This window comes from Legionella birminghamensis, from assembly GCF_900452515.1.
GTDB lineage: Bacteria > Pseudomonadota > Gammaproteobacteria > Legionellales > Legionellaceae > Legionella_C > Legionella_C birminghamensis.
Window position 1 is genome coordinate 704,023 of the sequence record NZ_UGNW01000001.1, and the last position, 23,508, is coordinate 727,530.

The window sequence follows — 23,508 nt, forward strand, 5'->3', positions numbered from 1 at the left end:
CAATTGTTGCCTCACATTTTGAAAAGCTGCTCTTCTTCTGCTATGGGCATAGGTATTTACGCAAATGTTTCCCACTCCGAATCCCCGTGGCTGCGCCTCATAGGTATCTACACCAATGTTTTCCCGCTCCGAATCCCCGCGGCTGCGACCGCGGGGGCCACATGAAGCCAATTTAATGTTAAGAACACATGATTATGACTACCTCTTAAATCTTATTTTTGGGCAACAATTGAAACATTGCCCCGCGTTAGTTAAAGAACTCCCGCTCTTTGTAAAAACAGGTCAATCGGTGAATACCCTGTTTGAAAAGCACATAAAAACAATATTTTACCGGATTATACCCGGTATTCACCGCACATTTGCCAAAAGCCTGCTTGCTGGTGCTTATCAGCACATGAGCTTCCGTGAGATGGCTGGAACGTTCTTCCAAGGCATGAGAGAACCTGTGGATGATGCGTGTAGAGTTCTCAACGGTAGTTTTGGATGGGGTGAATAAAAATGCTACGTACCGCGCTTCATGGCTGAGAGTTCCTCGCAAATTTTAAACAGCCAAACTTCAGCTTTTATCAAACCGTTCGTCCTGAGGAGGAACGGTGCTAATACAATTGGGGTTGATTGTTTCTATTCGTTCAAATTTTGCGAGGATCTCTCAGCGTCGACCGCGAGACCTATTTCTTATATCATTGATTAACAAGGACGGTTGAGAAAAGGAAAGCATTATGTTTTTTAATAAATCAGAAAAAATAATTAATGAGAGGGCCTGCAAGCTTATTTTTGTGGGCGACATCGGTTGTGGCCGAACAGCACTTTTAAAAACACTGGTTTCCGGCCAATATCCTCATTCAACAGTGGCTACCATCGGGGTAGAGTTTTATCAGAAATGTGTATCGCTTGATAATATTCAGACCCGCCTTGACATTTGGGATATCTCCGGGCAGGAACGGTTTGCCGGTAATATCATGAGGCATTGTGAGGATTCTGATATTGCCATCATTGCATTCGATTTAACCCGAAAGCAAACCTTTGATGGCGCTAAAATGTGGTTGAGCGAAATTAACAGGGTAATCGATATAGAAGACCTGGGACAAATTATCCTGGTGGGCCTCAAATGCGATGCAACACCGGATCCTCGGCTGGATATTGCCCAGGTAGAAGAGTTTGTCAGTGAGAATAATTTGATTTATATGCAAGCCAGTGCGAAGACTGGATTCAACGTGGATAATTTATTTACTAAAGCACTTGAGGTTGTGTCGCTGTATCACCCCGGAAAAATGCAGGTATTGGAAGAAGGGCAAGATCAATCGATTTCACCTTGATAGAAAGCAAAATCAAAAAAAAGGGCATATAAGCATCATAATGGATCCAATTTGACCTATTAAGTGATATAATAGGCATCCTTTTTATTTTTTGGAAAATTATATGTTTATAAGACCTGTTTATGTATCTAATCAATGGCTTCAGGACAATACTAAACGTCGACTGGCCCTGCCACAAGTTGAGACTAAAGAGCGTGGTGCCTCTATATTAACGACTGGCGCATTATTTTTTACCCTTCCCTACGTCTTTGAAAGTGTAAATAGGTTTGATCGTTTAACATCAGCAGCTGAGTCAGAGATTATCGTTGGCACTGGAAAGAACGGTCAATTCAAAACACCAATAATCGAGGAAGAATCTCTTGATGAGCCAAGAACCATGCTTGGTTTGTGCACTGATGAAAAATCAGATACTAACCGTGGTGTATTATTTACTACGCTCGAAGCAGCTCATGCATTTAGTGAGCGCTATAAATCCTTAGACGATTACTTTAACTCTAAATTGCACAAGCAGGCTCCTTCTGAAGAGGGTCTAAACTACCTGTTATTAAGTGAAAACACCCTTGCTATATTTCGGAATGAATTAAAAACTTCAAAACAAAAAAGTTTGGCTATGGGTGAGTATCATTTAACCGCAGCCGGCTCTTTTAACCAGTTGACTTCACCGGATGGTTCCCGATGGGTTATGGTAGCACTCAAGAAGGGTGTTGACGCAAAAGCAACTTTCCCAAAATCTCATTTCATTCATAATCTGTTACTAGAAAAATCCGATCAGAAAGCCTTTGGTAAACTGGATTTACCGCCTGAAATGAAGAATGAAAAATCATCTTCTTCAAGCTGCTTACCATTTTGGGGTCGTAAAGCCAAAAAAGTGGAAGCTCCTGCTCGCCAACAGGAAGATGAAAATAACAGCTTAACAGAAATGAGAGCTGTTTAATTCCATTCTGATCGAATACATTCACAGCAGCAGTTGTCTTCCCCACGGGGAAGACCCATCAGTATTTACACAAATGCATTAGCTATCGACTCCCCGCGGTCGAAGCCCATAGGTATCTACACCTCACTACTACTCCCTGCGGCTTGTACGCAGGGTCCAGTGTTTCTCTAAGAGTCTTCTGGATCCCTCGGACACAGGCCGAGGGATGTAGAAGCTAGGAGCAAGCCGAGGGATGTAGAAGCTAGGAGCAGACTGTGTTGTCAGAGATGTGTAGATAGCTATGGGTCGGAGCCGCGGGGATTCAAAGGGCTGCGAACGCAGGAATTCGTCCCAGAGGAATGATCCACGCAACAATGCTGCGCGGGAATGACAGCAGGTGGCTTGTCCTAACACAAATTAAGTTCTTACTGCGTACATGGGTGGATTGTAATACCCTTCATGCTATTATTTAAGAAAACAGCCAAATAATGATATGGACTTCAAAAAAATCAGGGCATTTTGCTTAAAACTCTTCTGCATTTTATCGATCATTAGTTCGAATTGCTTCAGTGCTCCCCTGGTGGTTGGGGTAGGGGTTTCCGGCCTTCCCATTGCCCAGAAAATATATTCGGTTAAAGGACCTTATTATTTCGGTTTTTGTATCGATTTGATGAATGACATATGTAAAGCCATTGGTGAATCATGCACTTATAAAGACACAACCCTTGATAATCAGTTTGAGCTTCTTGACCAGGGAAAAGTCGATCTGCTTATTTTATCGAGCCCTTACACCCCTTACGAACTCAGTGAATACGCGGCCAGTGTCCCTTACGCGGTGAGTAAAATGCAGTTTATGGCTTTGCAGAATAGCCCGCTTAATCATTTAAGCGATATAAAAAATAAAAAAATCGGGGCGCTTAAAAATACCTTTTACAGTTTATTAGTTGAAAGCCCCTACGGCAGTAAAAACGAGATAATTGCCTATAATACAAACGATGAGCTCATTTCCGATTTGACGCAGCATAAAGTCGATCTAATCGCGATGAATAATGTAGTTGCTTATACTTTAATGTATAACAGTACCTACAGCATTAAGCCTGTCGGGCATAGCATTCCTCTGGGGGAGGGCTACGGCATTATCGGGCTTCCAAACAAGAAAGCGCTCATTGAAAAAATCAACAGGGCTATCCTCTCTATCGAAAACGATGGAACTTATGCATCGATTTATCGTAAATACTATATACCAGAGGACTAGGACTATCAGGCCTTCATAAACTGCAATGGATAAGCCCAGTCTCTACCTCATTTATTTTATTAACAGAATCAGTATTAAATTCAAAGAAAAAAGCTCTCCCTCTTGTGGCAATTAAATTGCAAAAATTTGCGATTGTAAGAGAGGCGAGGGTTATCAAGACATTTCCCAGGAGTTCTTTACATCCCCGATGGTTTTTAAGCTTGCCCTGAACAAAGCTTGTAGAGGCGATACAGATGGGCTTAAGGTTTTTTTCAAGAAACTGGCCGCTTTTTTCAGGCTCGGCAATGCATGCATCAATGTAAGTCTTGAGTTCAGTTTTGAGATAACCTTCCAGCCCGGCTACAAGCTGCGACTCCCGGATATATCCTCGGTCCGCCAGGTCTTTAACTTTTTGGCTTAATAAGGGAAGTTTATCTAAAACAGGCGTAATTGCTTTTAAGGGCTTTTCCGCCTTGTTATTCTTCGCATAGTCCCTAAGCTGCTCAGGCGTTAAGGTGTATCCTTTTCTAACCAGGTAATTAATGACTTTTCGGCTATTGTGCTGCACTGCAATAGCTAAAAATCGATCCTTATAGGATTTTTCGAGAGTATCAAGCGATCTGGCATGAGCAGTTCTTAAATCAGTCTCCACTCCCATCCCATCATTAAATAAAAAATCGACGATAGCCAGGCTATCTTTTTCAATAGCTAAATCTCTGAGAAACTTCTTATCCTTGCAATTGTTCAAATAGGGAACTCTGCCCTGTTGAGGGGAGTGGACAGAAATATAACTGGCCTTTCGCTTAATATTGGGCAGCAGACCCCCGTAGGATTGCTTGAGGAGCTCCTTTAAGCCCTCAACATTTTCTTCCTCAATGGCTTTAATCGCTTGTTGTTTTAAGCTTGAATATAATGTTTTATTGTATTCGGAAGGCATTTTTTCACATATTACATAGAATAATTTTGCTAATATATTAACAGAAAATTTTAAAAAAATCTTCATGATAAATAAATGAGCGATAGGATTGAAATTAAGCATGATTTGAGGTTGCTTCTTCTCGTAAAAATATCGTAAAAAATTTGCGGCTCTTAAAATCCTGGCTGTGTTTTTAAGTAAAATTCAAGCATCCTTTTTAAACTGATTCCGGAATTTCTATGACAAAAGAAACACAGCAGGGAACCTTCGAATTAATCAGTGCGGCAAGCACTTCCTCCACAGCATTGTCTTTACAACAATTAAAAAAAGCAGAAGAAAAAGAAGCCGCTGAAGAAGCAGTAAAAGTCCGTTGCCGGACGTGTTTTAAAGAGATCGCACCTATACCGCGTTGTTTTGGTCATGGCGGTGGTGGTGGCGCAGGCGGGGCTGAGGCGGATCCTGAGGCAAAAGAGGCAGTTTCCGGTGAGATTGAGCTAATTAAAATAAAGGCTTTGGTTGATACTGACGAAGACTTGGAAGAAGATTTGGGTTTCCACTCAGAGAATCAATTGAGTAATGAGAGCTTTGATCCGGAGTTGATAACCGAAATGATTGAGGATGGGTTATTGCTGGTTGATAATGACCGTAAATCAATGACTTTAACGATAAGTTTACAGTGCAAACCTGAGGCATTATCAGAGAAGCAAAGGGAAGCACTAAAGAAATTTATTGCCGCTATTGCGAAAGAATTTAATGCCTTTAAAAAAGATCATCATTTATATGACTGTTTAGAGAAAAATAATGTATTTTCCCTCCGTATTAGCTTGCCTACCTTGAAGTTATACGATGAATTTATTAAGCGCCTGGCCAATAATTTAGTGCCTGCACCAAGCTTGCGCTTGAATGAAGAGGTGAAGGCGGATGAAGCCGATGAGGAGGAAATTTTTAACCCCTCTCCTTTCTCAACTGCGTTTAAACCCTGGTAGGCTAATCAAAAGGCTCCGCGGAACTCCAGCCTATCCCCGCGGCTCTGCGACCATCCGAATCCCCGCCGCTCTGCGGCCATCCGAAACCCCGCAGCTGCGACCATCCGAAACCCCGCCGCTCTGCGACAATCCGAATCCCCGCGGCTGCGACCGCGGGGCCCACACGAAGCCAATTTAATGTTAAGAACACCTGTTTACGACTACCTGTTAAATCCTATTTTTTGGCAACATTGAATCTTGTCTGAGGACCGTACTGCTCCAACAGGCATGGGCCCGCGGTCGGTGCCGCGGGGATTCGGTTGGGGACCGCTACTTTATTGCCTGCAGCAGGATTCTGCTACTATTACATACAAATGGACTTTGTTTATAGAATAAATATGCTAAGCACCTTATTAAATGAATCAGCCGCGGCATTTCCTGACAAACTTGCTTTAATGGTTGATGAGCAAAAAATCTGCTATGCGGAGTTACTTCAGTTATCAAACAATCTCGCGGCTTCATTTTTAAACAACAATATTAAAGAGGGTGATTGTGTCGCCTTTTTATTGCCTAATTGCCTGGAATTTGTTTTATGTTATTACGCCTGCTTTATCAGCGGCGCCATAGCCCTGCCTGTGAATATTCGTTTTGATGAATCGATGGTTGCGGAGGTGCTGGCTTATTGTAAAGCACGCGTCTTAATCACCAATGCAGAATTTTATCAAAAACTATTAGCACAAAAGGATTTGCTAAATAATATAGAGCAATGCTACCTGATTGATGGCTCGGAAAATTATCCTGAAACCAAGGATTTTAAAAATTTATTAATCCAGGCACCCCTTGTTGAGTTTCAACCAATATCCGAGGAAAAGCCTGCGCTTATTTATTACACATCGGGTACTACCGGTTTACCCAAAGCGGTATTGCACACGCATCAGACACTAATGCAAGGAACCAGAAACCAGATTGATCAGATTCAGATAAGTGCTGAAGATAGTACTTTGCTGATGTTTCCCCTGTGTTATCTCATTGGGCTTGGTTCGCAGATTTTGCCCTTTCATCGTGCCGGAGGCAGCGTTGTTCTGCTGCCTGAGTTTGAACCACGAGCCGCACTGCAAAAAATCATAGAACAGCGGATTACCAAACTTTATGGCTTCCCCAAACTTTACCTGGAATTAGTCAACCATGCGCAGCCCGAACAGTGCAGAGAGAATGCATTGAACTTTTGCTTTTCAGGAGGGGAGGCAATCGCTCCAGCCTTGCAGGAAAAGTTTAAAGGAATTTTCAACAAGGAAATCACAGAGGGTTGCGGCATGTCTGAATTGCAGATTTATTGCATGAATCCTCCCTATGGCGAGAAAAGATTAGGATCAATTGGTTTTCCAATTACGAATGTAGAAATGAAATTGCTGGATGAAAGGGGAAAACCTGTAGATACTCCGAATACAATTGGCGAAATCATTGTTCATACTGCCAGTATGACTGCAGGATATTGGCATAATGAGGCTTTGAGCAGGGAAACTATTATAAATGGATGGTTTCATACCGGCGATTTGGCCTATCGCGATGCGGAGGGCTGCTATTGGTTTGTGAGTCGAAAAGCGGACATTATCAAACGGGCTGATTTATTAATTTCGCCGCTGGAAATTGAAAATCGGTTCTATCAGCATCCTGCTGTGAGAGAAGCGGCTGCAGTGGCCTTATCAAGGCCGGGTGAGATCAATGATCAAATTATTGTTTTTCTAATACTAAAAGCGCCGCAAACTACTGAGTCGCTAATCGCTTTTGCCAATCAATCATTAAGCAGGGACAAGCATGTGGACTCCATTCGGATTGTGAATGCATTACCCTATGGCGTTACTGGCAAGATTAACAGAAAAGAATTAAAAAAATGGGCAGCCCTGATGCATTGATTTTTTCCTTTGAACTATGATAGGTTCAGTAAATGAACAAATTTCGTTCCCTAATCATGCTGCTGCTTTTGAGTGCTGTCATTCTTACACCACTTAAGCAACCGTCTTGCCCTCGAACTGCGGATTCATCCCAGCCTGTTTCCCTTGCCGTAACCCCTTGTTCAGTGCAGCAGGTGTTAAGCAGCGGTTGCAGCCCGGCTTCTTATTGGTTTGAAGAAGACCTGCAATCCTTATCGCCACTGCTACTACAAAGCTTTATTGGCTTATTAAGTTTCCTGCTGATTTTTTCAAGCTATCGTTCTCCCCTGGATGAAATTTACCGTCCGCCCATCTGATTCCTGATTTATTTAAACAACTCAATTAATTAATTCAAGGAATCAAAATGAAAAAACTGATTTTGTCATTCTGTATGACATTGCTTTCCTATTCTGCTTTTGCCACAGGGTTTGATGGAAATCCCATGGCTGCGGCAAGCTTTATTCAAAACAATAATCCTGTGCTTTATTTAAGCGTGTTTTTTGGTTTGGGCGTCCTGCTGGCGTTCACGCCCTGTGTTTTGCCAATGGTGCCAATATTATCCGGGATTATTACGGGGCAGGGCGCTAGCAGCGGACGCCAGGCGTTCAAATTATCCTTTGCCTATGTTCTGGGCATGGCGCTCACTTATGCCCTGGCTGGAATGTTGGCGGCCTGGTTTGGTGCAACCGTGCAAACGCTAATGCAACAGCCTTTAGTGATTGGCAGTTTCAGTGTTTTACTGACACTCATGGGACTGTGGCTTCTGGGCTTATTTGAGTTCCGGTTCCCGGCATTTATGCGCTTTTCTCCCAAGGGAGCGGGCGGCAGAGGGATGATGTCTTCTACTTTGATGGGTTCGTTGTCAACCCTGGTTGTGTCGCCTTGTGTGACAGCGCCTCTAATCGGAATTTTAACCTATATCGCCCAAAGCAGGCAGGTTGTTCAGGGAGGTCTCTTACTCTTTGTACTGGCCTTGGGAATGGGCTTGCCTTTATTGCTTGTCGGTGCCGGGTATGGACGTTTTCTACCAGCTTCAGGCCCGTGGATGGTTCGCATTAAACAACTGTTCGCCTTGATGATGTTTGCCATGGCGGTATGGCTGTTAGGTCGTGTTGCACCGATTTTCTGGGTCGATTTGCTTGGACTTCTTGTTTTGTTAATTGCTGCCTGGGTTTTAGGTGCCTTTCGCCAGGAAACTAAGCTGGGTGGGCGCGTTTTGCAAGGTTTTGCCCTTCTGGCGATGATGGGGGCAGGGGCTTTGGCTTATCAACTGTTTGTGCCAGATACTGCTGTGAAGCCGATTGTCCAGTCTCCCTTCATTCGGGTGTCCACACTGGATGCAATTAATGCCAGATTGGCAGAGGCCAAGGCAAGCCAAACTAAAGTGTTCATTGATTTTTCTGCGGACTGGTGCAGCGATTGCCAGGAAATGGATAAGAAGGTATTTAACCAGGCCGATGTCATCGCAGCTATGCAAGGACTTGTCAATTTGCGGGTTGAGATTGGCGAGAAATCAGAAGAAGTGGCTAAAATTCGGGAGGCTTTTCAAATTTACGGCACTCCTACACTGCTATTTTACGATGAGCAGGGGCAATTGCTTGGCAATTTAAGTTCGGTGGGACTGATTTCAAGGGAGGATACCCTGAGGCTATTCGAACAATTCAACAAGTAATGGAATAAACCCTCCTATCAGTGCCTACGTACCGCGCTTTATGCGCGGTAACCATATAGGATGGTGTATTGTAAAACTTTTATTCATCAGAAACATTTCATGGATGCTGCGCATAAAGCGCGGCACGTAGCGTTTTTCAATTAGATGCGTTTACTCTGCATTGTGGTAGTGTATATAGTAAACTTAAAGTTTTGTTTAATCTTGGAAAAATCACAAAAGGAGCTGGGATGTTTTTTCAGAATAACCGTATTTGTTATCGCTTACTGAGTTTGGCGCTGGGATGTACTTCATTGTCCATGAATGCCTCGGCCTTCCCTCTATCCAATCTGATAGAGAAAAATAACCAGTCCTATCTTTCATTGCTAAAGCCTTCTTTTGCTTTGATTGTCTGGGATGGTGCCAACGGAAATTGGCAGGATGATATAAACTGGACAGGAGATACAGAGCCTACCATAAATGATGATGCGAGCATACTGACCCCGGTCGATGTTTTAATCAATAATTATGCAGCCCAAGCTAATAATGTCATCCTGGATGGCGGAGGCAATTTAATCATCGGAAATGGCGGTTCCCTAACCTTGGGCAATCTTGGCAGCCTGGTTGTCGGGGACTCTAGCGGCGGGACAGCCGTTATCGAGAATGGTGGAACGCTTACTGCCCGTTCTATAGGAATTGGGAATCAGGCAGGAAGTAGTGGTAGCATGACTGTGGCTGGCCCTGGTTCTATGGTATCGGCTGATATTCTAGCCTTGGGAGGAGTTGGCACCAGTAATGGAACCCTGAATATCTTAAATCATGGTCAAGTCAATGTGCTTTCCAATTTTTTAACGTCAGTTGGGGTTTTTGGCACCGGGACGGTTAATCTGAATAATGGCGAGCTCAATGTCGCATTGTTACACGTAGGTGAGCAGGGGTTAGGGACTATCAATATTGTAAATGGAGGCGTTCTTAACAGTCAAATTTCCCTGCTTGGCGGTGCCAACGTTTTTGACCTACCCAATGGCAATGGCTCTGTGAATATCACCGATTCCGGTTCAGTATGGAATGCACTGGCCCTCTATATCGGGATGAGCGGCACGGGTGCAGTAACTATTTCCAACAGCGGCCACGTTATTGTAAACACCGAAACCAGGTTGGGACTTGGCCCGACTGCAAGCGGGCAGCTGAATCTGCTCGGTACAGCTGGTAATCGCGGTGTCCTGACTACTCCAAACCTTCAAGGGGGAGATGGAACCCACAGCGTACTATTCGATGGGGGGATACTGCAGGCGGCCAGTGACCAGGCTAATTTTATAGCGGGTTTTAATCCGGGTGAACTCGTCATTGGTGCGGGCGGTCTTTTTATGGATTCTCAGGCTTATACTGTTGTGGCCAACAGTGTTTTTTCCGGTGTGGGAGGATTGACCAAACTCGGTACAGGTGTGGTGATTTTAAATGGCAATCAATTATATACCGGTGATACCGAGGTTCAGGATGGCCAATTGATCGTCAATGGCCAGCTCAGTGGTAATCTCCAGGTAGGCCCCAATAGCCGTCTGAGCGGTAATATGACAACAGGGTCTACTGTCCTACAGGGAACGATAGCGCCCGGAAACTCAATAGGAACGATTACCGTTGCAGGAAATTATACGCAGACAGCAGGCTCGGTTTATGAAGCGGAAATCAATCCTTTTGGCCAATCGGATTTTATCCATGTATTGGGAACCGCTACTTTAGAGCCTGGTGCGGGCCTCTTCGTACTTAAAGAACCCGGAATCTATACAGGAGCACGCTATACCTTGTTAACTGCAGATGGCGGCTTGACAGGAACCTACAGCAATTTCACGCAAAATATGCCGCTTCTTGATCTGGTGTTAAGTTATGATGCCAACAATGTGTATCTGGACATCTCGCGTAACCAGACACCGATTGCCTTTTTTGGCCAGACAAGAAATCAGTTCAATACCGCTATTGCTGTGGAAAGTCTGGGCGCCGGAAATCCTGTTTATGACGCGCTGGTTAATCTGCCGAACGTGGCCAGCATTAACGATGCTTTAAACCATTTAAGCGGGGAGTTCTATGCATCCAGTGTGAATGCCTTGATAGATGAAAGCCGTTATATACGGGATGCCGTGTGGACCTACCTTGATAATCCACAGGAGTTGACGGTTCAACAGGGGCGTGGCGTCAATTTCTGGGGGCATGGCTTTGGCGCCTGGGGCAAGCTGGATGGCAATAGTAATGCTGCCAGTCTGAAGCGTCATACCGAGGGTGTGTTTATCGGCGGCGATACCCGCTTGAATGCACAAACGGGTGTTGGTGTAGTCGGAGGTTACAGCCAGTCTGACTTTGATGTTTACAGCAGACAGTCAACAGCAGATGTTGATAACTATCACCTGGGCCTATACGGTTATACCCGCTTCAACAATATAAGTTTCAATGCCGGGGCTGCCTATTCCTGGAATGATAGCGATAGCTCGCGCATAGTTCAGTTTCCCAATTTCTATAACGATTTGAGTGCTGGCAACGATGCGAGAACCAGACAGGTATTTGGCGAATTGGGTTATCATTTTGATTTTAATCAATTATCTATCAAGCCGCTTGCCAATCTGGCTTATGTAAATGTTAAAACCGATTCTTTTTACGAGACTGGGGGTTTTGCAGGGCTGAACGCTCGAAAAATGGATGAAGACATGACTTATTCGACCTTGGGAGCTCGGGAGAAAGGGTTGCTGTACAGCACTCCCAATTATGAGTTTAACCAGCGTCTGTTCCTCGGTTGGCGTCATGCCTTTAATTCACTGACCCCAAGCAGCAATTTTGCCTTTAACACAGGTGTTCTTCCTTTCACTATCTATGGAGCGCCATTGGCCAGGAATGCCCTGGTTTTAGATGCGAGTTTACAAGTGCAGCATATCGGTAAGTCTGCGAAATTGAGCCTGGGCTATTTTGGCCAGTTTGCATCGGCTCTTCGCGATCAGGGCGTAGCTGCCAGATTTTCCTGGCAGTTTGCCTAGAAACTGGGGATTTGATCAGGAAGAAGTATATTTCTCTCAACCGTATGGCCTTCAGGCCTTGAAGACCATACGTCATATACTCGCTAATTAGTGACTCTATGGTAATTTTTGTAACAATTTGTTACGGAAGAATACAATTAATTTTTGTATACCTATACTTAAAATGCGATTTGTCTTTTTTTGGAGAACAAAATGAGTATTTCTCTCTTGGAAGACAAGGAAGTTGAATCAATTTGTGGTGGAGATCCAAGTCCTGGCATTATTTGGCAACTATCAAGCAATGGGAACACGCACAATGTCACGGCTTCGCTTCAAACTGCTACAGTTTTTGCAAAAGTAATTGCCCAAATTCCTGGCAATGATATCCCGGGGGTTGATATTGTCCCTGTGGGTGTTAACCCATAAGTTGAAAATAGCATAAAGGCCGGCTGGTTAGCCGGCCTTTAAAATACTGAATTTCTCAAACACCCTAGAACGGCATAGTTCCTCATATTTTCCTGCATGATTAAGCAATCCATTTTCAAAAATATAAATAGCGTCTGCACCGCTTAAAAATTCGGGCCGGTGGGTTATTACTACACGCGTCATTGCCAAAGATTCAATACATATTTTTAGTAAATCCAGTGTTTCATTATCCATGCCGCTCATGGCTTCATCAAGAATCAGGATACGCGGCTTTTTAGCTAATGCCCTGGCGATCAGAATTCGCTGCCGCTGCCCTAAAGAAACAGCCCCGTACCGATCGGTGATTACGCTGCGCATCCCCATCGGCATTTTTTCGATATCACTGGCAACTCTTGCCAGATGCGCCGCTTGCCAGGCATCTTCCTCAGTCAGACCGGAATTAATACCAATGATATTGCTAAGAATACTGCCAGGCATTAAAGCGCTGGTCTGCAGGATAACGCCTAACTGGCTGCGCAAATGCTGCAGGTTTAAACGTGATAATTCAATATCATCAAAAAAAATTTGCCCTTTCTGTGGTTTTTCAAAACCAAGAAGCAAGCGAAGCAGTGTTGATTTTCCCACACCGGATTTACCTAAAATGCCAATGTATTCCCCTTGGGCGATTTTAAGCGATAAGCCTGCACATATAGGCGCTTCGTTTTTACTATATTTGAATTGAAGTTCGCGAAATTCAATAACCCCTTTAACAGCCAGCTTATAATTTTCTTTTTGATAATTTTCACTTTCTGTTTGCAAAACAGGTTTGCTGCGCTCAAAAATTGGAATGACCCGCACCATCTGGTTGATACTATTCCATAGGCCAATAAAGGAAATAAACAGTTGGGAAAAGGCAGTATTATATAAAATAAACATGCCCAGGTTTAAAGAGCTATCCATGTTTACAACAAAAAGATAAAGGAAAAAGGTAGAAAACAGACTGAAGAGGGTGTTAAACACCTTATCAATGATGGCCAGCTTGCTGCTCTTGTGAAAAAGAACCATTTTTTCAATGAATTTCCGTAACCACAGATTGAGAATAAATTCCTCACGATGGGCGCATCGTATTTTGTTGATACTGCTGAAAATCTGCAGCAATAAGGATTGATTCTCACCATTCACATGAAAGTAACGGCGAAGGAAACGCAGCTGTTTAAAGGTTATAAGCAAGGAGACAAAGCCCGCCAGAATAATAAATAAGAGGAGTACAAAGCTAAATACTGGCAGGAGATAGCCAAGCAGTATCAAACTGAAAATGAAAATCAGGCCATTTGAAGAGGATATAAGCAGGTTAAGGGTTAATTCCTGCTGGATGGCATCAATAGAGGCAATTCGATTAGTCAGATCGCCAATTTGAAAGCGGCTGAAAAAACGAGCAGGGAATTTTAAAACACGATCCCATATCGCCGCCTGCGCATTGCCATTCGCCTTCAATTTAATTCGAAATAAGCTCATAATCTGCACAAATTGCAGGCTGGCAGTAACGAAAGCATTAAGTATAAAGGCAATAACCACTTGCAGTAATGCAGATTGATCAGCAAAGGGAATCGCGACAGAGAAAAGGTAACCCGTACCAATGGGAATGACTAATGCCAGCATGGCCAATAAAACCTGTATGGCAAGTAAGCGCTTGATATCGCCGCTGGTTTGTTGATAAACGTATTGTAGAACCTCTTTAACGCTGATTTTTCCCGCTGGAAAAGGTTTATAAAAATAAAATGCCTCATTAATTACTAAATGGGCATTTATTTTGCCAATAGCGATGGGCTCTTCCAGGCCAGGAATATGTAATTTGTAGCCCCCTTTAGAAGGGATCAATGCACAGGGATGGTTGCCCTCCGATGTAAATGCCAGTAGGGGACCATTGTCATAGTCCCACCAATGATCGGCCAAATGAATTTCGCGAAAGCGAAATTGGGAGCGATTGGCAATACCAGTAAGCAAATGAATACAGCTTTGGTCTTCACAACGGGCTGTTTCAGGATTAATAAGTGTAATATCGGCTGCTTTGGCAACCAACGTGCAGGCAGCCAGAAAACTATAATTGGCAGATTCGCCATTTTGCTCTTCGAGCATTCCCAGAATGTCGGTAATTGATTCTGGGGATATTACAAGCCGATGATTGTCTGTCATGGAGACTCTTTATTTACGGGGATCAAAATCCCATTATCAAGTTTAAAAATTTGCTCACAATAGGTCAAAGCACTGGGGCGATGAGTAATGACCAGTGCGGTCAATCCCCTCTCCCTAATGTGTTTCAGAATTCTGTCTTCCGTTTCAGCCTCAAGATTAGAGGTTGCTTCATCTAAAATGAGGATTGGACTGTTTTGAGCCAGGGCTCTTGCAATTTCAATTCGATGGCGCTGGCCGCCGCTGAAATTAAGGCCGTTTTCGTGTATAGAGGCATCCAGGCCGCCGCGCTGCATAATGTCCTCATAGACACAGGCATCCTGCAATGCTCTTTCTATTGAGGCATCCGTCACTGCAGGATTCCAGAATGAAATGTTTTCCCGGACTGTTCCTGGAAAGAGAAACACATCCTGTTCAACATAAGCAATTAAGCGGGCTAATGCTTCCGGACTTATTTGATTCAGAGGGATGCTGCCTATATGGATACTGCCTCCTGTAGGCTGATAAAGCCCGGTAATCAGCCTGGCAATGGTGGATTTGCCTTCTCCCGATTTACCCAGGATGGCGACCATCTGTCCTTGTGGAATATATAAATCAAGCCCTTTGAGTATGGGGCTGGCGGCAGAATAGCTAAAGCTAATCGAATCCAGGCTAATGGATGCTTCCGGCTGCTGTTCTGTCGATACTATTTTAAAGCGTGGATCGGGGGCATGATTATTAATATCATCCAGCCGCGCCAGATCCCCCTTTATTTTCTGCAGTTCGCTGCCTAGATTAAACAGGGACTGGAAAGGGGCACTGAACTGATGCCAGAGGAGCTGGAAGGCAATCAGGCTGCCGATGGTTAATTGGCCGTTGATTATTTGCCAGCTGCCCAAACCGATGATGAGGGAAAGGGTTAATAGTTGGGTACAACTGGGAATCACAATTAATATCTGGCTGTAAATAGCCTGTTTTTGCTGCAGGGAAATGATTTCTGCATGGGCTGAAGCCCAGCGTTGGAAAAAATCATTTTCCCGGCCATTGGCTTTTAAATCTTCAATTAGAGCAAGCCCCTGCATTTGAAGACCAAGCATCCTGCCATTTTTTTGCAGAAAATCCCGGCTGACATCAGCGAATCGGCGGCGGATATGGTTATAAACCGCGAGATTGAAGCCAATCGATACAAATGCCAGAATGGCCAGTTGCCAACTGATAAAGCACATCACCAGGCCGTATAAACCGATTGTTATCAGGCTAAGCAGGGAAGCCATTAATTCAGTTGATAGAAGGTTTGCGATTCGATCATTGGCTGATACCCGCTCGGTGATATCACCCGCAAGCCGCTGTTGGAAAAACTGAATAGGGAGATACATAATCCGCCATAGCAAGCCAATGGTATTAATCAAAATCAGCTTGATTTTTATGAGTAACAAAAAATAATTCTGCAGCCAGCTAAGTACCCCAATGGCTAGAATCATGATTAAAAAAATACTGATAAAAGGCAGGATCCAGTGATTTATTTTTTCAATGAGAATATTATCAATGAACACTTTCGTCAGAGCCATGATCATCAAATTAGGAACCACCAGGGTAAGGCTGGCAATCAATACAAAATACATTTCCTTTTCCAGGCCGCTAAGGCGGCTGCGTAAAGAAGAGTAGAGCGATGATGGTTTACCCTGAGGAACAAAATCAGCATTGGGGGACATTAACAGGATTACGCCGGTGAACCCTTTGTCAAACTGTTTATAATCGACTGTACGCGGACCGCAGGCCGGATCATTGATATAAATCTTCTCCTTGCCTATTCCCTCGAACACCACGAAGTGGTTGAACTCCCAGAATAAAATGACCGGAGGTTTAAGTTCCTTCAGGCTGGCAATCGAATCCACTTTAGCCGCCTGGGCAGTCAAGCCATGCTGCCGGGCAGCATTCAGCATCATCACCGCATTGCAGCCGTCTCTGGAGACACCGCAATCCACCCGCATTTTTTCAAGGGGAATGTACCGCCCATAATAGGCCAGTATAATGGACAAGGCTGCAGCACCGCATTCGGTCGCTTCCATTTGAAGAATTGTGGGGGTTCTTGTTCGTTTCATGTCAATCGCTTCCAAACAATTTTTTCAAGCCGGGCAGCAATAAAGTGACCGGGGCTTGTTTACGGACAATGATATTAATTTCCACCATCGTACCTGCGGTAATTGCCTGGGGGGGGCCTGAAGCTGACGTCCATTGAAAGCCACTTGCGGTGCTGGCATCTTTTTGCAATAAAATCCTGATTTCAATGGGCAGATTTTTTTCACTAAGATGCTGGACCAGCTCAGTATTCTTTAAAACAGCTTTCATGCTGTCTGAGTTACTGGGGTAAGGAGAAACATAACTGACTTTACCCAGCATACTGCCATATTCTTCCTTCTTGATAACACTGGGTACAATCAGGGCTTTCATTCCAGCAGTGATTTTTTTTCCCTGCTCGGCGGGAACATAAGCAATTACTTCCAGGTTATCTGGTGCGGGGGCGATACTCATGATCGGCATGCCGTCCTTGACCATATCCCCCAGTTGGACCTGAATGTTAGTAATTGTGCCATTGACCGGGCTATACACATACTGGCCAGTATTATATTGCCCTTTCAGCACATCAAGTTCCTGTTTTTGATCTTTGATTTTCAGATCAAGGTTGCGAAGTTTTTCTTCCCATTCTTCATGATAGGATTTTTCGTAAATATCATTCTGAAGTAATTCCTTTTTAGTAGTCTCAATGTTCTTTTTAGTATCGTAGAATTGCTGCCAGCTGGCGACAACCTCCTGTTTGGTGATCAAACCTTTTTTAAAAGCTTCCTTGCGAATTTCCAGTAAATCCTTGGCATAAATCAGATTTTCGCTCTGCTGCTTGATAACATTGCGTAAATAATCATTTTGCTTAATGACCTGAAGATGCCGGTTTCTGATTGCAATTTCAGATTCTTTTAGTAAATTCTGATACTTTTGCTCGATGAGTGTCAGCATTTTCTGCTGTGTTTCGATTTGCTCTTTTAAAGAAGGGTTATTCAGTTTGGCCAGCAGCTGGCCTTGTTGAACCGAATCGCCCAGTTTGACCTGCAGTGAGCTGATATAGCCTTCCCCGGCTGGAGCGGCTGCATTATAAATCCCTTCATTGTTTGCCAGAATAATACCTTGTCCATCAACACGAGTACTGATAGCCCCAAAAAGAGACCATAGTACTATGCCCAGTGCAAGCAGGCTGAGACTACTTAATAAAATCCAGGATTTGCTGCCGGTAATTACAATCGCGTGGTTCAATTGCTCTGGGACAGTGAGATGTATCAGCGCTTCTTTGCGAAATAAATTCCTGGGGTTCTCTGGCGGCACTGGAATCCTTTATCTTATAGAGAGGCTCACAATTAACTATATCACAAAAATTGTATTAAATTTGAACTGTTGTTGCCTTAACCTGGCTGCCTGAGTAAGGTAAGCTTAATGAACGGTAAAAAGCGGCGTGTTGCCTAATGAAAGAGTTGTTTGAAATTGTATTGCTGGGACTGATATTAAGCGTGGATTCATTTTCCGCAGCCATTGCCATGGGACTGAAGCCCCATCGCCACAGCGATGCCTTGAAGTTTGCGTCTTTATCAGCAGGGGCGGAACTCATTGCCAGTTTTGCAGGTGCAATTGCCGGGGGAACAATCATTGCAAAGCTTGGTTATCTCGCACAGTGGATTGGTTTTTTATTACTGGCCATGGTGGCAGGGCATATGTTATACGAAGGTTTTATTGAATGGAAAGACAGAGATAAGGGCAATCCGGCAGCTGTTAAATTCCATGGGTTTTTTAAACTACTGATTGTCGCATTTGCAACCAGTCTGGATGCGCTTGCTGTTGGTGTCAGCCTGGGTGTTTCCAACAAGCCGTTAGCCCCTTTTCTCGTTTCTATCTGTGCATGGGCATTTATCATGACCCTAGTCGGTATGTCGATAGCTAAACAAGCACCAGAACGATTATCGGCTGTTTTCAATATTTTCGGTGCAGTTATACTTTTTATAATTGCATTTGAAGTGATTTAAGTTGATTTATCTGTCTTTGCGAATGCAGTGAAGCCACCCAGAGCAGTGCCCGATAGGGCTCCGATCTGGATTGTTTCGTCAGGGGCTCGCAACGATTCCGTTGCGCTAGCCGATTCGAAAACAGGATGGGGGTTCTGTATTCATCCCATCATCCGGTTTTTTCAAATCCTGATTTTCCCTTGATTTAACGATATCAGAAATGGCATTCAGGGTAGAGCTGGTTTCCTTGATCACTCGGGGTTTAAATCTGTCAAAAAAACTTTTCAACCAGCCCAGCAGGCCTAGTTCCTGCAGGCCGGGTTGATTTTTTGCGATAATGGCAGCCTGAACTTTTATTCCTGGAATAATATCTTTCTTGATGCTGCCGCCTTTCTGCAGAATTTGAAGCATATTATTTGCGGCTATAACCCGATTATTGAAAGTTTCCTGCGGATTTGCTGGCGTATTGGCCTGCAGGTAATTAACATACTGGATGACTTTTTGTTTGAGTTCCAGCAAACCAAGAATATCCGCTGGGCTTGCATTCTCAGTGTTTAATAGTATTAAATTGTGAGTCAGCCTTTCCCGGTTAGTTGAAGCAAAGGAAGCAATTTTTTCTTGAGTATAGTATTCATTTAGCTCTGCCTCATCCTCTTCGTCAAAGAGCGCCCCTGATTTTACAATGTGTTTAACAGGATTATCGCTTTTCAGAAAAGCCTGGTAATCATTTTGCATTCTTGCCAAAATTTGTAATTCATTTTCATGAGGATGCTGTCTTTTAAGCGCTGATTGATGATTTTGAAGAATTGTCAATCCTGAAAAGAATAGCGTAGCAGTATATTGATTACTACTCCCTTGGCTATGGTCATGCAGATGCATGATGGCCGCCATGTCCTCCCGGCGAATATCAGTCAGCGCTAACTCATAGGCAATCAGTGGCAAAATATTATCGGCACCGAGTGCGATTTGTTTTGGATTTAATTTGATATCCATATACTTATTGACAACCCAGTGGGAGAACTGAAGGGCAATGGTGTAGTTGCCTTTTCTTAGCGCGTCAATGAATACCTGGGCATTTGTTGTTTCAGTGGTTAAATCCTGAACACCGAATACATTTGCAAGCATCCATTTTTTTTGTTCGAATAATACCTTGTCAGAATCCAGAGTTTTTGCATCGGGATCAAAGAGAGGATTAAGCAATGTATTCATGCTTTTGCTCAATCCAAATAGCTCCGGGTTTTTTAAGACCTGCATGAATAGTTTTCTGACCCATTTGATATCTTTATCATTTGTTTTAGCCGTTGCAGCGAGCTGTTTTTTCAGGCTTTCAATGGAGGTCTGCCAATTTGCCTTTTCATCCTCGCTTAGGGAGGATTGTGCTCTTAGCTTATTATCAAGTTCAAAAAGAGAAGAGAAAATTAAATCGACCCGGTTTGTACAAGTGAGTTTATCGGGCGATAATGCATTCTCGATTTGCCTGAAGAGCTCATGATCGCTTTGAGTCATAGATACAGCATATAGAATGGTAGTGCTTAAATATAGCACATTATGATTTCCAATTGCATATGTTTGCGCAATTTTTTTATATAACTCTGACTTTAATTACATCGTTAATGGCTTTGATTCGCCTGTCTAAATCGCTGTCCAGGACATTCTGACAGGATATATCAATTAAATTAACGGCAATTTTATCGAGGGAGGTATTGACCATTTGCTCAATGTTATAGCCGTCATTTGACAATATATTAGTGACTTCTGCGATTATTCCTTTGGTATTGCGGTTAATAATCAGAATGCGCTTTATCTCACTGCGATCCAGGAGGGGCATGACGGTCGGCGGGAAATTTACAGCGTTTTCAATAATGCCATGCTCAAGATAATTTTTAACACTATGAACCACCATGCTGGCTGAGTTTTCTTCCGCCTCAACAGTGCTTGCACCCAGGTGGGGAAAGCAAAGTACGCGAGCGTGGTGGGCCAAATTAACGGTGGGAAAATCGGTCACATAACTCATCAGTAAATCATCATTCAATTGTTTAAGGATTGCCTGTTCGGAAACGACCTTTTCCCGGGAAAAGTTCATTAGCATGGCACTTTTTTTCAATAAGTGAATATTGCTGTCATTAATCAGGTTGGTTGTATTGCTCATCAGGGGCACATGTAATGTCACAATATCGGCATTGCTTAATAACTCGGGAAGGCTTTTGACGATGTGTACGCCAGGCATTAAGGCAAGGGCATTGCTAACGGAGATGAAGGGATCATAAGCATTGACCTGCATCCCCAGGGCAAGGGCTGCATTAGCCACCTTAACACCGATATTGCCGAGGCCGACCACGCCCAAGGTTTTACCATGGATTTCACGGCCGACAAATTGCTTTTTACGCGTCTCGATTTCATGGTGCATATCAGTTTGATTATTATGGCTAAGGCTGCTGAGAAAAGAATGGCTCTGCTCAAGATTGCGATAGCTGATTAAAAGCGCGGCAAGCACCAGCTCTTTTACTGCATTTGAATTGGCGCCAGGGGCAAAAAACACTGGAATTCCCTGTTTAGTGAGCTGTTCAACGGGTATGTTATCAGTTCCTATACCGGCCCTTCCGACGGCTTTTAAATGATCCGAAAATTTATAGTCATGCAATTTGCTTGAGCGGACCAGCATAGCATCCGGATTATTGAAATCCTTGCCTACTTCATAAACAGACTTGTCAAACAACTCCAGACCTTTGGGGGAAATGTTATCAATAACCTGTATGCTATACATGTCAGAACTCCTTAATTAAAATCTCGCCCAGCTCTTGCTGGTAAAGGCTTTCATGGTAATAGGCTTCTTTAAAATTCCTGATTTGCTGATGCTCTTCCTGAGTGAGGCAGAGGCTTAATAATGGCATGAAATGCTTTGAGGCCAGGTAAAAATCAGCCTCATCCCTAACCCGTTGCTTTATGCTGAAACCGCCATAGCCAATAAAACGGTTGACGACTGGCTTGGCTTCCAGATCACTCACCCCGTCGCCGATGAGGGCACTGAGTCCTGGGTTCATCTGGTTAACCGCTTTAATCTGCCGGCTTTTGCCATCGGGATAAACCATATAGCACTGCTCATCAAAGGCCTTATACTGATCATTTTCATCAAAAAATACATCAACTGCCAAAATATGCGCTTCAGGAATTTCCAAATACTTTGCAAAAAGGGTAATAGCGGCTTTAATACCTGCGGAGATAATGTAAATATCCTTTTTTAAATAATTAAAGCATTCAATGAGTTCCTTTGCGCCTGGAGCTACATGTTGAATATAGAGGCCTCCCAAATCCTGGATTTGCTGAAGCTGCGGTTTTACCAGATGCAGACGTTGGCGGTAAGCTTCAGGCAGCATGCCGGTTTCTGACATGCATTTCAGGGTGATGTCACTGACCTCTTTGCCAACACCATTGAATTCGGCGATAACATTGATTCCCTCGATCAGGGATAATGTACCATCGCAATCAAAAAATATTTTCTGAATGGGCTCAAGCGGGTGCTGCGGCATAAGTCCTCTCTTAGGCATTGTCCCTGGCAAATTGTTTTAAAAATTGTATGAGCTGATTCACCTCTTCCAAAGTCATTGCATTATAAATACTGGCCCGGGCGCCTCCGACACTGCGATGCCCTTGTAAATAAAGCAGGCCATTTTCTTCTGCTGCTTTGAAAAAGGCTTTCTCCAGTTCGGCATTTTTTAAAATGAAAGGCACATTCATCCGGGAGCGGTATCTGGGATCAATAAAGTTTTCATAGAAGCCATTGTTATCGAGGTAATCGTATAACCTCCTGGCTTTTTCATTATTTACCCTGGCAATTGCTTCTACGCCACCCTGTTGTTCTAGCCATTCCAGAACCAGGACGGCCACATACCAGGCAAAGGTAGTCGGTGTACAAAGCATGGAATTGTTTTTTCGTTGTACTCTATAATTGAAGACATCAGGCGTGGATGGAAGCGCCTGATCTAATAAATCATTACGGACAATCACTACACTCATGCCGGCAATGCCGAGATTTTTCTGGGCACAGGCATACACTGCACCAATTCGTGCAAAATCAATGGGTCTGGAAAATAAATTGGAACTCATATCACTGACTAGCATCATTTCATTGACGGCAGGAATATTATTAAATTCAAGACCCCCGATCGTTTCATTATCGGTAAAATGCAAATAAGCGCCTTGCGGGTTAATATCCCAGGTTTCACGGTCGGGAATCGTTCGAAACTGCTGCTCGCGGCTCGATGCAGCAATATGGACCTCGGCATATTTCTTTGCTTCTTTTATAGCGGAAGCCGACCAGTGGCCAGTTTCGAGATAATTCACCGTTTTGGCATGGCCCAGTAGATTCATAGCAACCATGGCAAATTGTATTTGCGCCCCTCCTGGCAGGAACAGAATGGAAAAATCATTGGGAACTTTTAACAAGCGGCGCACGAGGGCTTCCAGACGTTCACCGAGGGAAGCAAATTCAACAGTGCGATGCCCCAACTCCAGGATAGATACCCCAGTGTTTTGCCAGTTAAAGAAATTATTCTGAATATGATGAAGAACTGGCTCCGGAAGTTTTGCTGGACCTGCGCCGAAATTAATCATTCTTATGGCCTTGTTATCTGAGAGACTTATTGTCAAATCTTAGTATAAATTATTTTATTTTGTTCTGCCCCAAAGGCATCGGTATCTACACCAATGTTTTCCCACTCCGAATCCCTGCGGCAGCGACCTTCCGAATCCCCCGCGGCGCGACCTTCCGAATCCCCGCGGCTGCGACCTTCCGAATCCCCGCGGCTGCGACCGCGGGGCCCATGGTGGGCACAAACAAGATCAGAAAAATTACAATCCTGCCAGAGTAAAGATTGAATGAGTTACTTATTAAATTAGGGCTTTGAATAAGATAATTGGGCCCCGCGGTCGCAGCCGCGGGGATTCGGAAGATCATAGCCGCGGGGAT

General features: G+C 43.8%; 19 protein-coding genes. 11 read left to right on the forward strand and 8 right to left on the reverse strand.

Going from position 1 to position 23,508, the window contains the following annotated elements:
• Positions 1 to 175 precede the first annotated feature (175 nt).
• The 4 genes from DYH42_RS03130 to DYH42_RS03145 all read left to right on the forward strand — a co-directional run bounded on the left by DYH42_RS03130 (position 176) and on the right by DYH42_RS03145 (position 3,484).
• Positions 176 to 496, forward strand: coding sequence for a hypothetical protein (locus DYH42_RS03130; RefSeq protein ID WP_058523740.1), 321 nt, complete (start codon positions 176 to 178; stop codon positions 494 to 496).
• Between the two features lie 223 nt (positions 497 to 719).
• Positions 720 to 1,316, forward strand: coding sequence for a Rab family GTPase (locus tag DYH42_RS03135; RefSeq protein ID WP_058523739.1), 597 nt, complete (start codon positions 720 to 722; stop codon positions 1,314 to 1,316).
• A 103-nt stretch (positions 1,317 to 1,419) separates the two neighbouring features.
• Positions 1,420 to 2,250 carry a hypothetical protein gene (locus DYH42_RS03140; protein WP_058523738.1) on the forward strand — a complete coding sequence of 277 codons (831 nt, stop codon included), beginning with the start codon at positions 1,420 to 1,422 and terminating at the stop codon, positions 2,248 to 2,250.
• 472 nt (positions 2,251 to 2,722) lie between these two features.
• On the forward strand, positions 2,723 to 3,484 hold the full coding sequence (locus DYH42_RS03145; protein WP_058523737.1) for a transporter substrate-binding domain-containing protein: 762 nt from the start codon (positions 2,723 to 2,725) through the stop codon (positions 3,482 to 3,484).
• A gap of 13 nt (positions 3,485 to 3,497) precedes the next feature.
• Here the strand turns inward: DYH42_RS03145 and DYH42_RS03150 are convergent, their stop codons facing one another.
• On the reverse strand, positions 3,498 to 4,502 hold the full coding sequence (locus DYH42_RS03150; protein WP_058523736.1) for a hypothetical protein: 1,005 nt from the start codon (positions 4,500 to 4,502) through the stop codon (positions 3,498 to 3,500).
• A gap of 116 nt (positions 4,503 to 4,618) precedes the next feature.
• Here DYH42_RS03150 and DYH42_RS03155 point away from each other — a divergent pair, with 116 nt between their 5' ends.
• The 6 genes from DYH42_RS03155 to DYH42_RS03185 all read left to right on the forward strand — a co-directional run bounded on the left by DYH42_RS03155 (position 4,619) and on the right by DYH42_RS03185 (position 12,348).
• Positions 4,619 to 5,365, forward strand: a complete 747-nt coding sequence (locus tag DYH42_RS03155) for a hypothetical protein (protein WP_058523735.1) — start codon at positions 4,619 to 4,621, stop codon at positions 5,363 to 5,365.
• A gap of 377 nt (positions 5,366 to 5,742) precedes the next feature.
• A complete protein-coding gene (locus DYH42_RS03165) occupies positions 5,743 to 7,257 on the forward strand; it encodes a class I adenylate-forming enzyme family protein (RefSeq protein ID WP_058523772.1) in 1,515 nt (504 codons plus the stop codon).
• Between the two features lie 32 nt (positions 7,258 to 7,289).
• Complete coding sequence (locus tag DYH42_RS03170; RefSeq protein WP_058523733.1) at positions 7,290 to 7,592, forward strand: hypothetical protein; 303 nt, start codon at positions 7,290 to 7,292, stop codon at positions 7,590 to 7,592.
• Positions 7,593 to 7,639: 47 nt separating this feature from the next.
• A complete protein-coding gene (dsbD, locus tag DYH42_RS03175) occupies positions 7,640 to 8,947 on the forward strand; it encodes a protein-disulfide reductase DsbD (protein WP_058523732.1) in 1,308 nt (435 codons plus the stop codon).
• 227 nt (positions 8,948 to 9,174) lie between these two features.
• A complete protein-coding gene (locus tag DYH42_RS03180; RefSeq protein WP_058523731.1) occupies positions 9,175 to 11,943 on the forward strand; it encodes an autotransporter outer membrane beta-barrel domain-containing protein in 2,769 nt (922 codons plus the stop codon).
• 192 nt (positions 11,944 to 12,135) lie between these two features.
• Positions 12,136 to 12,348, forward strand: a complete 213-nt coding sequence (locus tag DYH42_RS03185) for a hypothetical protein (RefSeq protein WP_058523730.1) — start codon at positions 12,136 to 12,138, stop codon at positions 12,346 to 12,348.
• Between the two features lie 27 nt (positions 12,349 to 12,375).
• On the opposite strand, the gene DYH42_RS03190 is transcribed toward DYH42_RS03185, so the two are convergent.
• From DYH42_RS03190 to DYH42_RS03200, 3 genes are read right to left on the reverse strand one after another with little or no spacing between them, the layout of a single operon-like run.
• A complete protein-coding gene (locus tag DYH42_RS03190; RefSeq protein WP_058523729.1) occupies positions 12,376 to 14,520 on the reverse strand; it encodes an ATP-binding cassette domain-containing protein in 2,145 nt (714 codons plus the stop codon).
• Positions 14,517 to 16,598, reverse strand: coding sequence for a cysteine peptidase family C39 domain-containing protein (locus tag DYH42_RS03195; protein WP_058523728.1), 2,082 nt, complete (start codon positions 16,596 to 16,598; stop codon positions 14,517 to 14,519). The genes DYH42_RS03190 and DYH42_RS03195 overlap by 4 nt, the downstream gene beginning before the upstream one ends.
• Position 16,599: 1 nt before the next feature.
• Positions 16,600 to 17,871: an NHLP bacteriocin system secretion protein gene (locus DYH42_RS03200; RefSeq protein ID WP_058523727.1), complete on the reverse strand. Its 1,272-nt coding sequence runs from the start codon at positions 17,869 to 17,871 to the stop codon at positions 16,600 to 16,602.
• A gap of 137 nt (positions 17,872 to 18,008) precedes the next feature.
• Between DYH42_RS03200 and DYH42_RS03205 the strand changes: the two genes are divergently transcribed.
• Positions 18,009 to 18,563, forward strand: coding sequence for a manganese efflux pump MntP (locus DYH42_RS03205; RefSeq protein WP_058523726.1), 555 nt, complete (start codon positions 18,009 to 18,011; stop codon positions 18,561 to 18,563).
• A gap of 105 nt (positions 18,564 to 18,668) precedes the next feature.
• On the opposite strand, the gene DYH42_RS03210 is transcribed toward DYH42_RS03205, so the two are convergent.
• The 4 genes from DYH42_RS03210 to serC form a co-directional block, all read right to left on the reverse strand.
• Complete coding sequence (locus DYH42_RS03210; RefSeq protein ID WP_058523725.1) at positions 18,669 to 20,048, reverse strand: hypothetical protein; 1,380 nt, start codon at positions 20,046 to 20,048, stop codon at positions 18,669 to 18,671.
• A gap of 76 nt (positions 20,049 to 20,124) precedes the next feature.
• Complete coding sequence (locus DYH42_RS03215; protein WP_058523724.1) at positions 20,125 to 21,306, reverse strand: 3-phosphoglycerate dehydrogenase family protein; 1,182 nt, start codon at positions 21,304 to 21,306, stop codon at positions 20,125 to 20,127.
• Position 21,307: 1 nt separating this feature from the next.
• Positions 21,308 to 22,069: an HAD-IB family phosphatase gene (locus DYH42_RS03220; RefSeq protein ID WP_058523723.1), complete on the reverse strand. Its 762-nt coding sequence runs from the start codon at positions 22,067 to 22,069 to the stop codon at positions 21,308 to 21,310.
• 10 nt (positions 22,070 to 22,079) lie between these two features.
• Positions 22,080 to 23,153, reverse strand: a complete 1,074-nt coding sequence (gene serC, locus DYH42_RS03225) for a 3-phosphoserine/phosphohydroxythreonine transaminase (RefSeq protein WP_058523722.1) — start codon at positions 23,151 to 23,153, stop codon at positions 22,080 to 22,082.
• Between the last annotated feature and the right edge of the window lie 355 nt (positions 23,154 to 23,508).

What these genes read in the sequence shown, in the direction of transcription:
- serC (WP_058523722.1), bottom strand. Translation starts at nt 23,153, where the DNA reads ATGATTAATTTCGGCGCAGGTCCAGCAAAACTTCCGGAGCCAGTTCTT.
- DYH42_RS03155 (WP_058523735.1), top strand. Translation starts at nt 4,619, where the DNA reads ATGACAAAAGAAACACAGCAGGGAACCTTCGAATTAATCAGTGCGGCA.
- DYH42_RS03165 (WP_058523772.1), top strand. Translation starts at nt 5,743, where the DNA reads ATGCTAAGCACCTTATTAAATGAATCAGCCGCGGCATTTCCTGACAAA.
- DYH42_RS03135 (WP_058523739.1), top strand. Translation starts at nt 720, where the DNA reads ATGTTTTTTAATAAATCAGAAAAAATAATTAATGAGAGGGCCTGCAAG.
- DYH42_RS03185 (WP_058523730.1), top strand. Translation starts at nt 12,136, where the DNA reads ATGAGTATTTCTCTCTTGGAAGACAAGGAAGTTGAATCAATTTGTGGT.
- DYH42_RS03140 (WP_058523738.1), top strand. Translation starts at nt 1,420, where the DNA reads ATGTTTATAAGACCTGTTTATGTATCTAATCAATGGCTTCAGGACAAT.
- DYH42_RS03205 (WP_058523726.1), top strand. Translation starts at nt 18,009, where the DNA reads ATGAAAGAGTTGTTTGAAATTGTATTGCTGGGACTGATATTAAGCGTG.
- DYH42_RS03190 (WP_058523729.1), bottom strand. Translation starts at nt 14,520, where the DNA reads ATGACAGACAATCATCGGCTTGTAATATCCCCAGAATCAATTACCGAC.
- DYH42_RS03130 (WP_058523740.1), top strand. Translation starts at nt 176, where the DNA reads ATGTTAAGAACACATGATTATGACTACCTCTTAAATCTTATTTTTGGG.
- DYH42_RS03150 (WP_058523736.1), bottom strand. Translation starts at nt 4,502, where the DNA reads ATGCTTAATTTCAATCCTATCGCTCATTTATTTATCATGAAGATTTTT.
- DYH42_RS03180 (WP_058523731.1), top strand. Translation starts at nt 9,175, where the DNA reads ATGTTTTTTCAGAATAACCGTATTTGTTATCGCTTACTGAGTTTGGCG.
- DYH42_RS03215 (WP_058523724.1), bottom strand. Translation starts at nt 21,306, where the DNA reads ATGTATAGCATACAGGTTATTGATAACATTTCCCCCAAAGGTCTGGAG.
- dsbD (WP_058523732.1), top strand. Translation starts at nt 7,640, where the DNA reads ATGAAAAAACTGATTTTGTCATTCTGTATGACATTGCTTTCCTATTCT.
- DYH42_RS03210 (WP_058523725.1), bottom strand. Translation starts at nt 20,048, where the DNA reads ATGACTCAAAGCGATCATGAGCTCTTCAGGCAAATCGAGAATGCATTA.
- DYH42_RS03170 (WP_058523733.1), top strand. Translation starts at nt 7,290, where the DNA reads ATGAACAAATTTCGTTCCCTAATCATGCTGCTGCTTTTGAGTGCTGTC.
- DYH42_RS03195 (WP_058523728.1), bottom strand. Translation starts at nt 16,598, where the DNA reads ATGAAACGAACAAGAACCCCCACAATTCTTCAAATGGAAGCGACCGAA.
- DYH42_RS03220 (WP_058523723.1), bottom strand. Translation starts at nt 22,069, where the DNA reads ATGCCGCAGCACCCGCTTGAGCCCATTCAGAAAATATTTTTTGATTGC.
- DYH42_RS03145 (WP_058523737.1), top strand. Translation starts at nt 2,723, where the DNA reads ATGGACTTCAAAAAAATCAGGGCATTTTGCTTAAAACTCTTCTGCATT.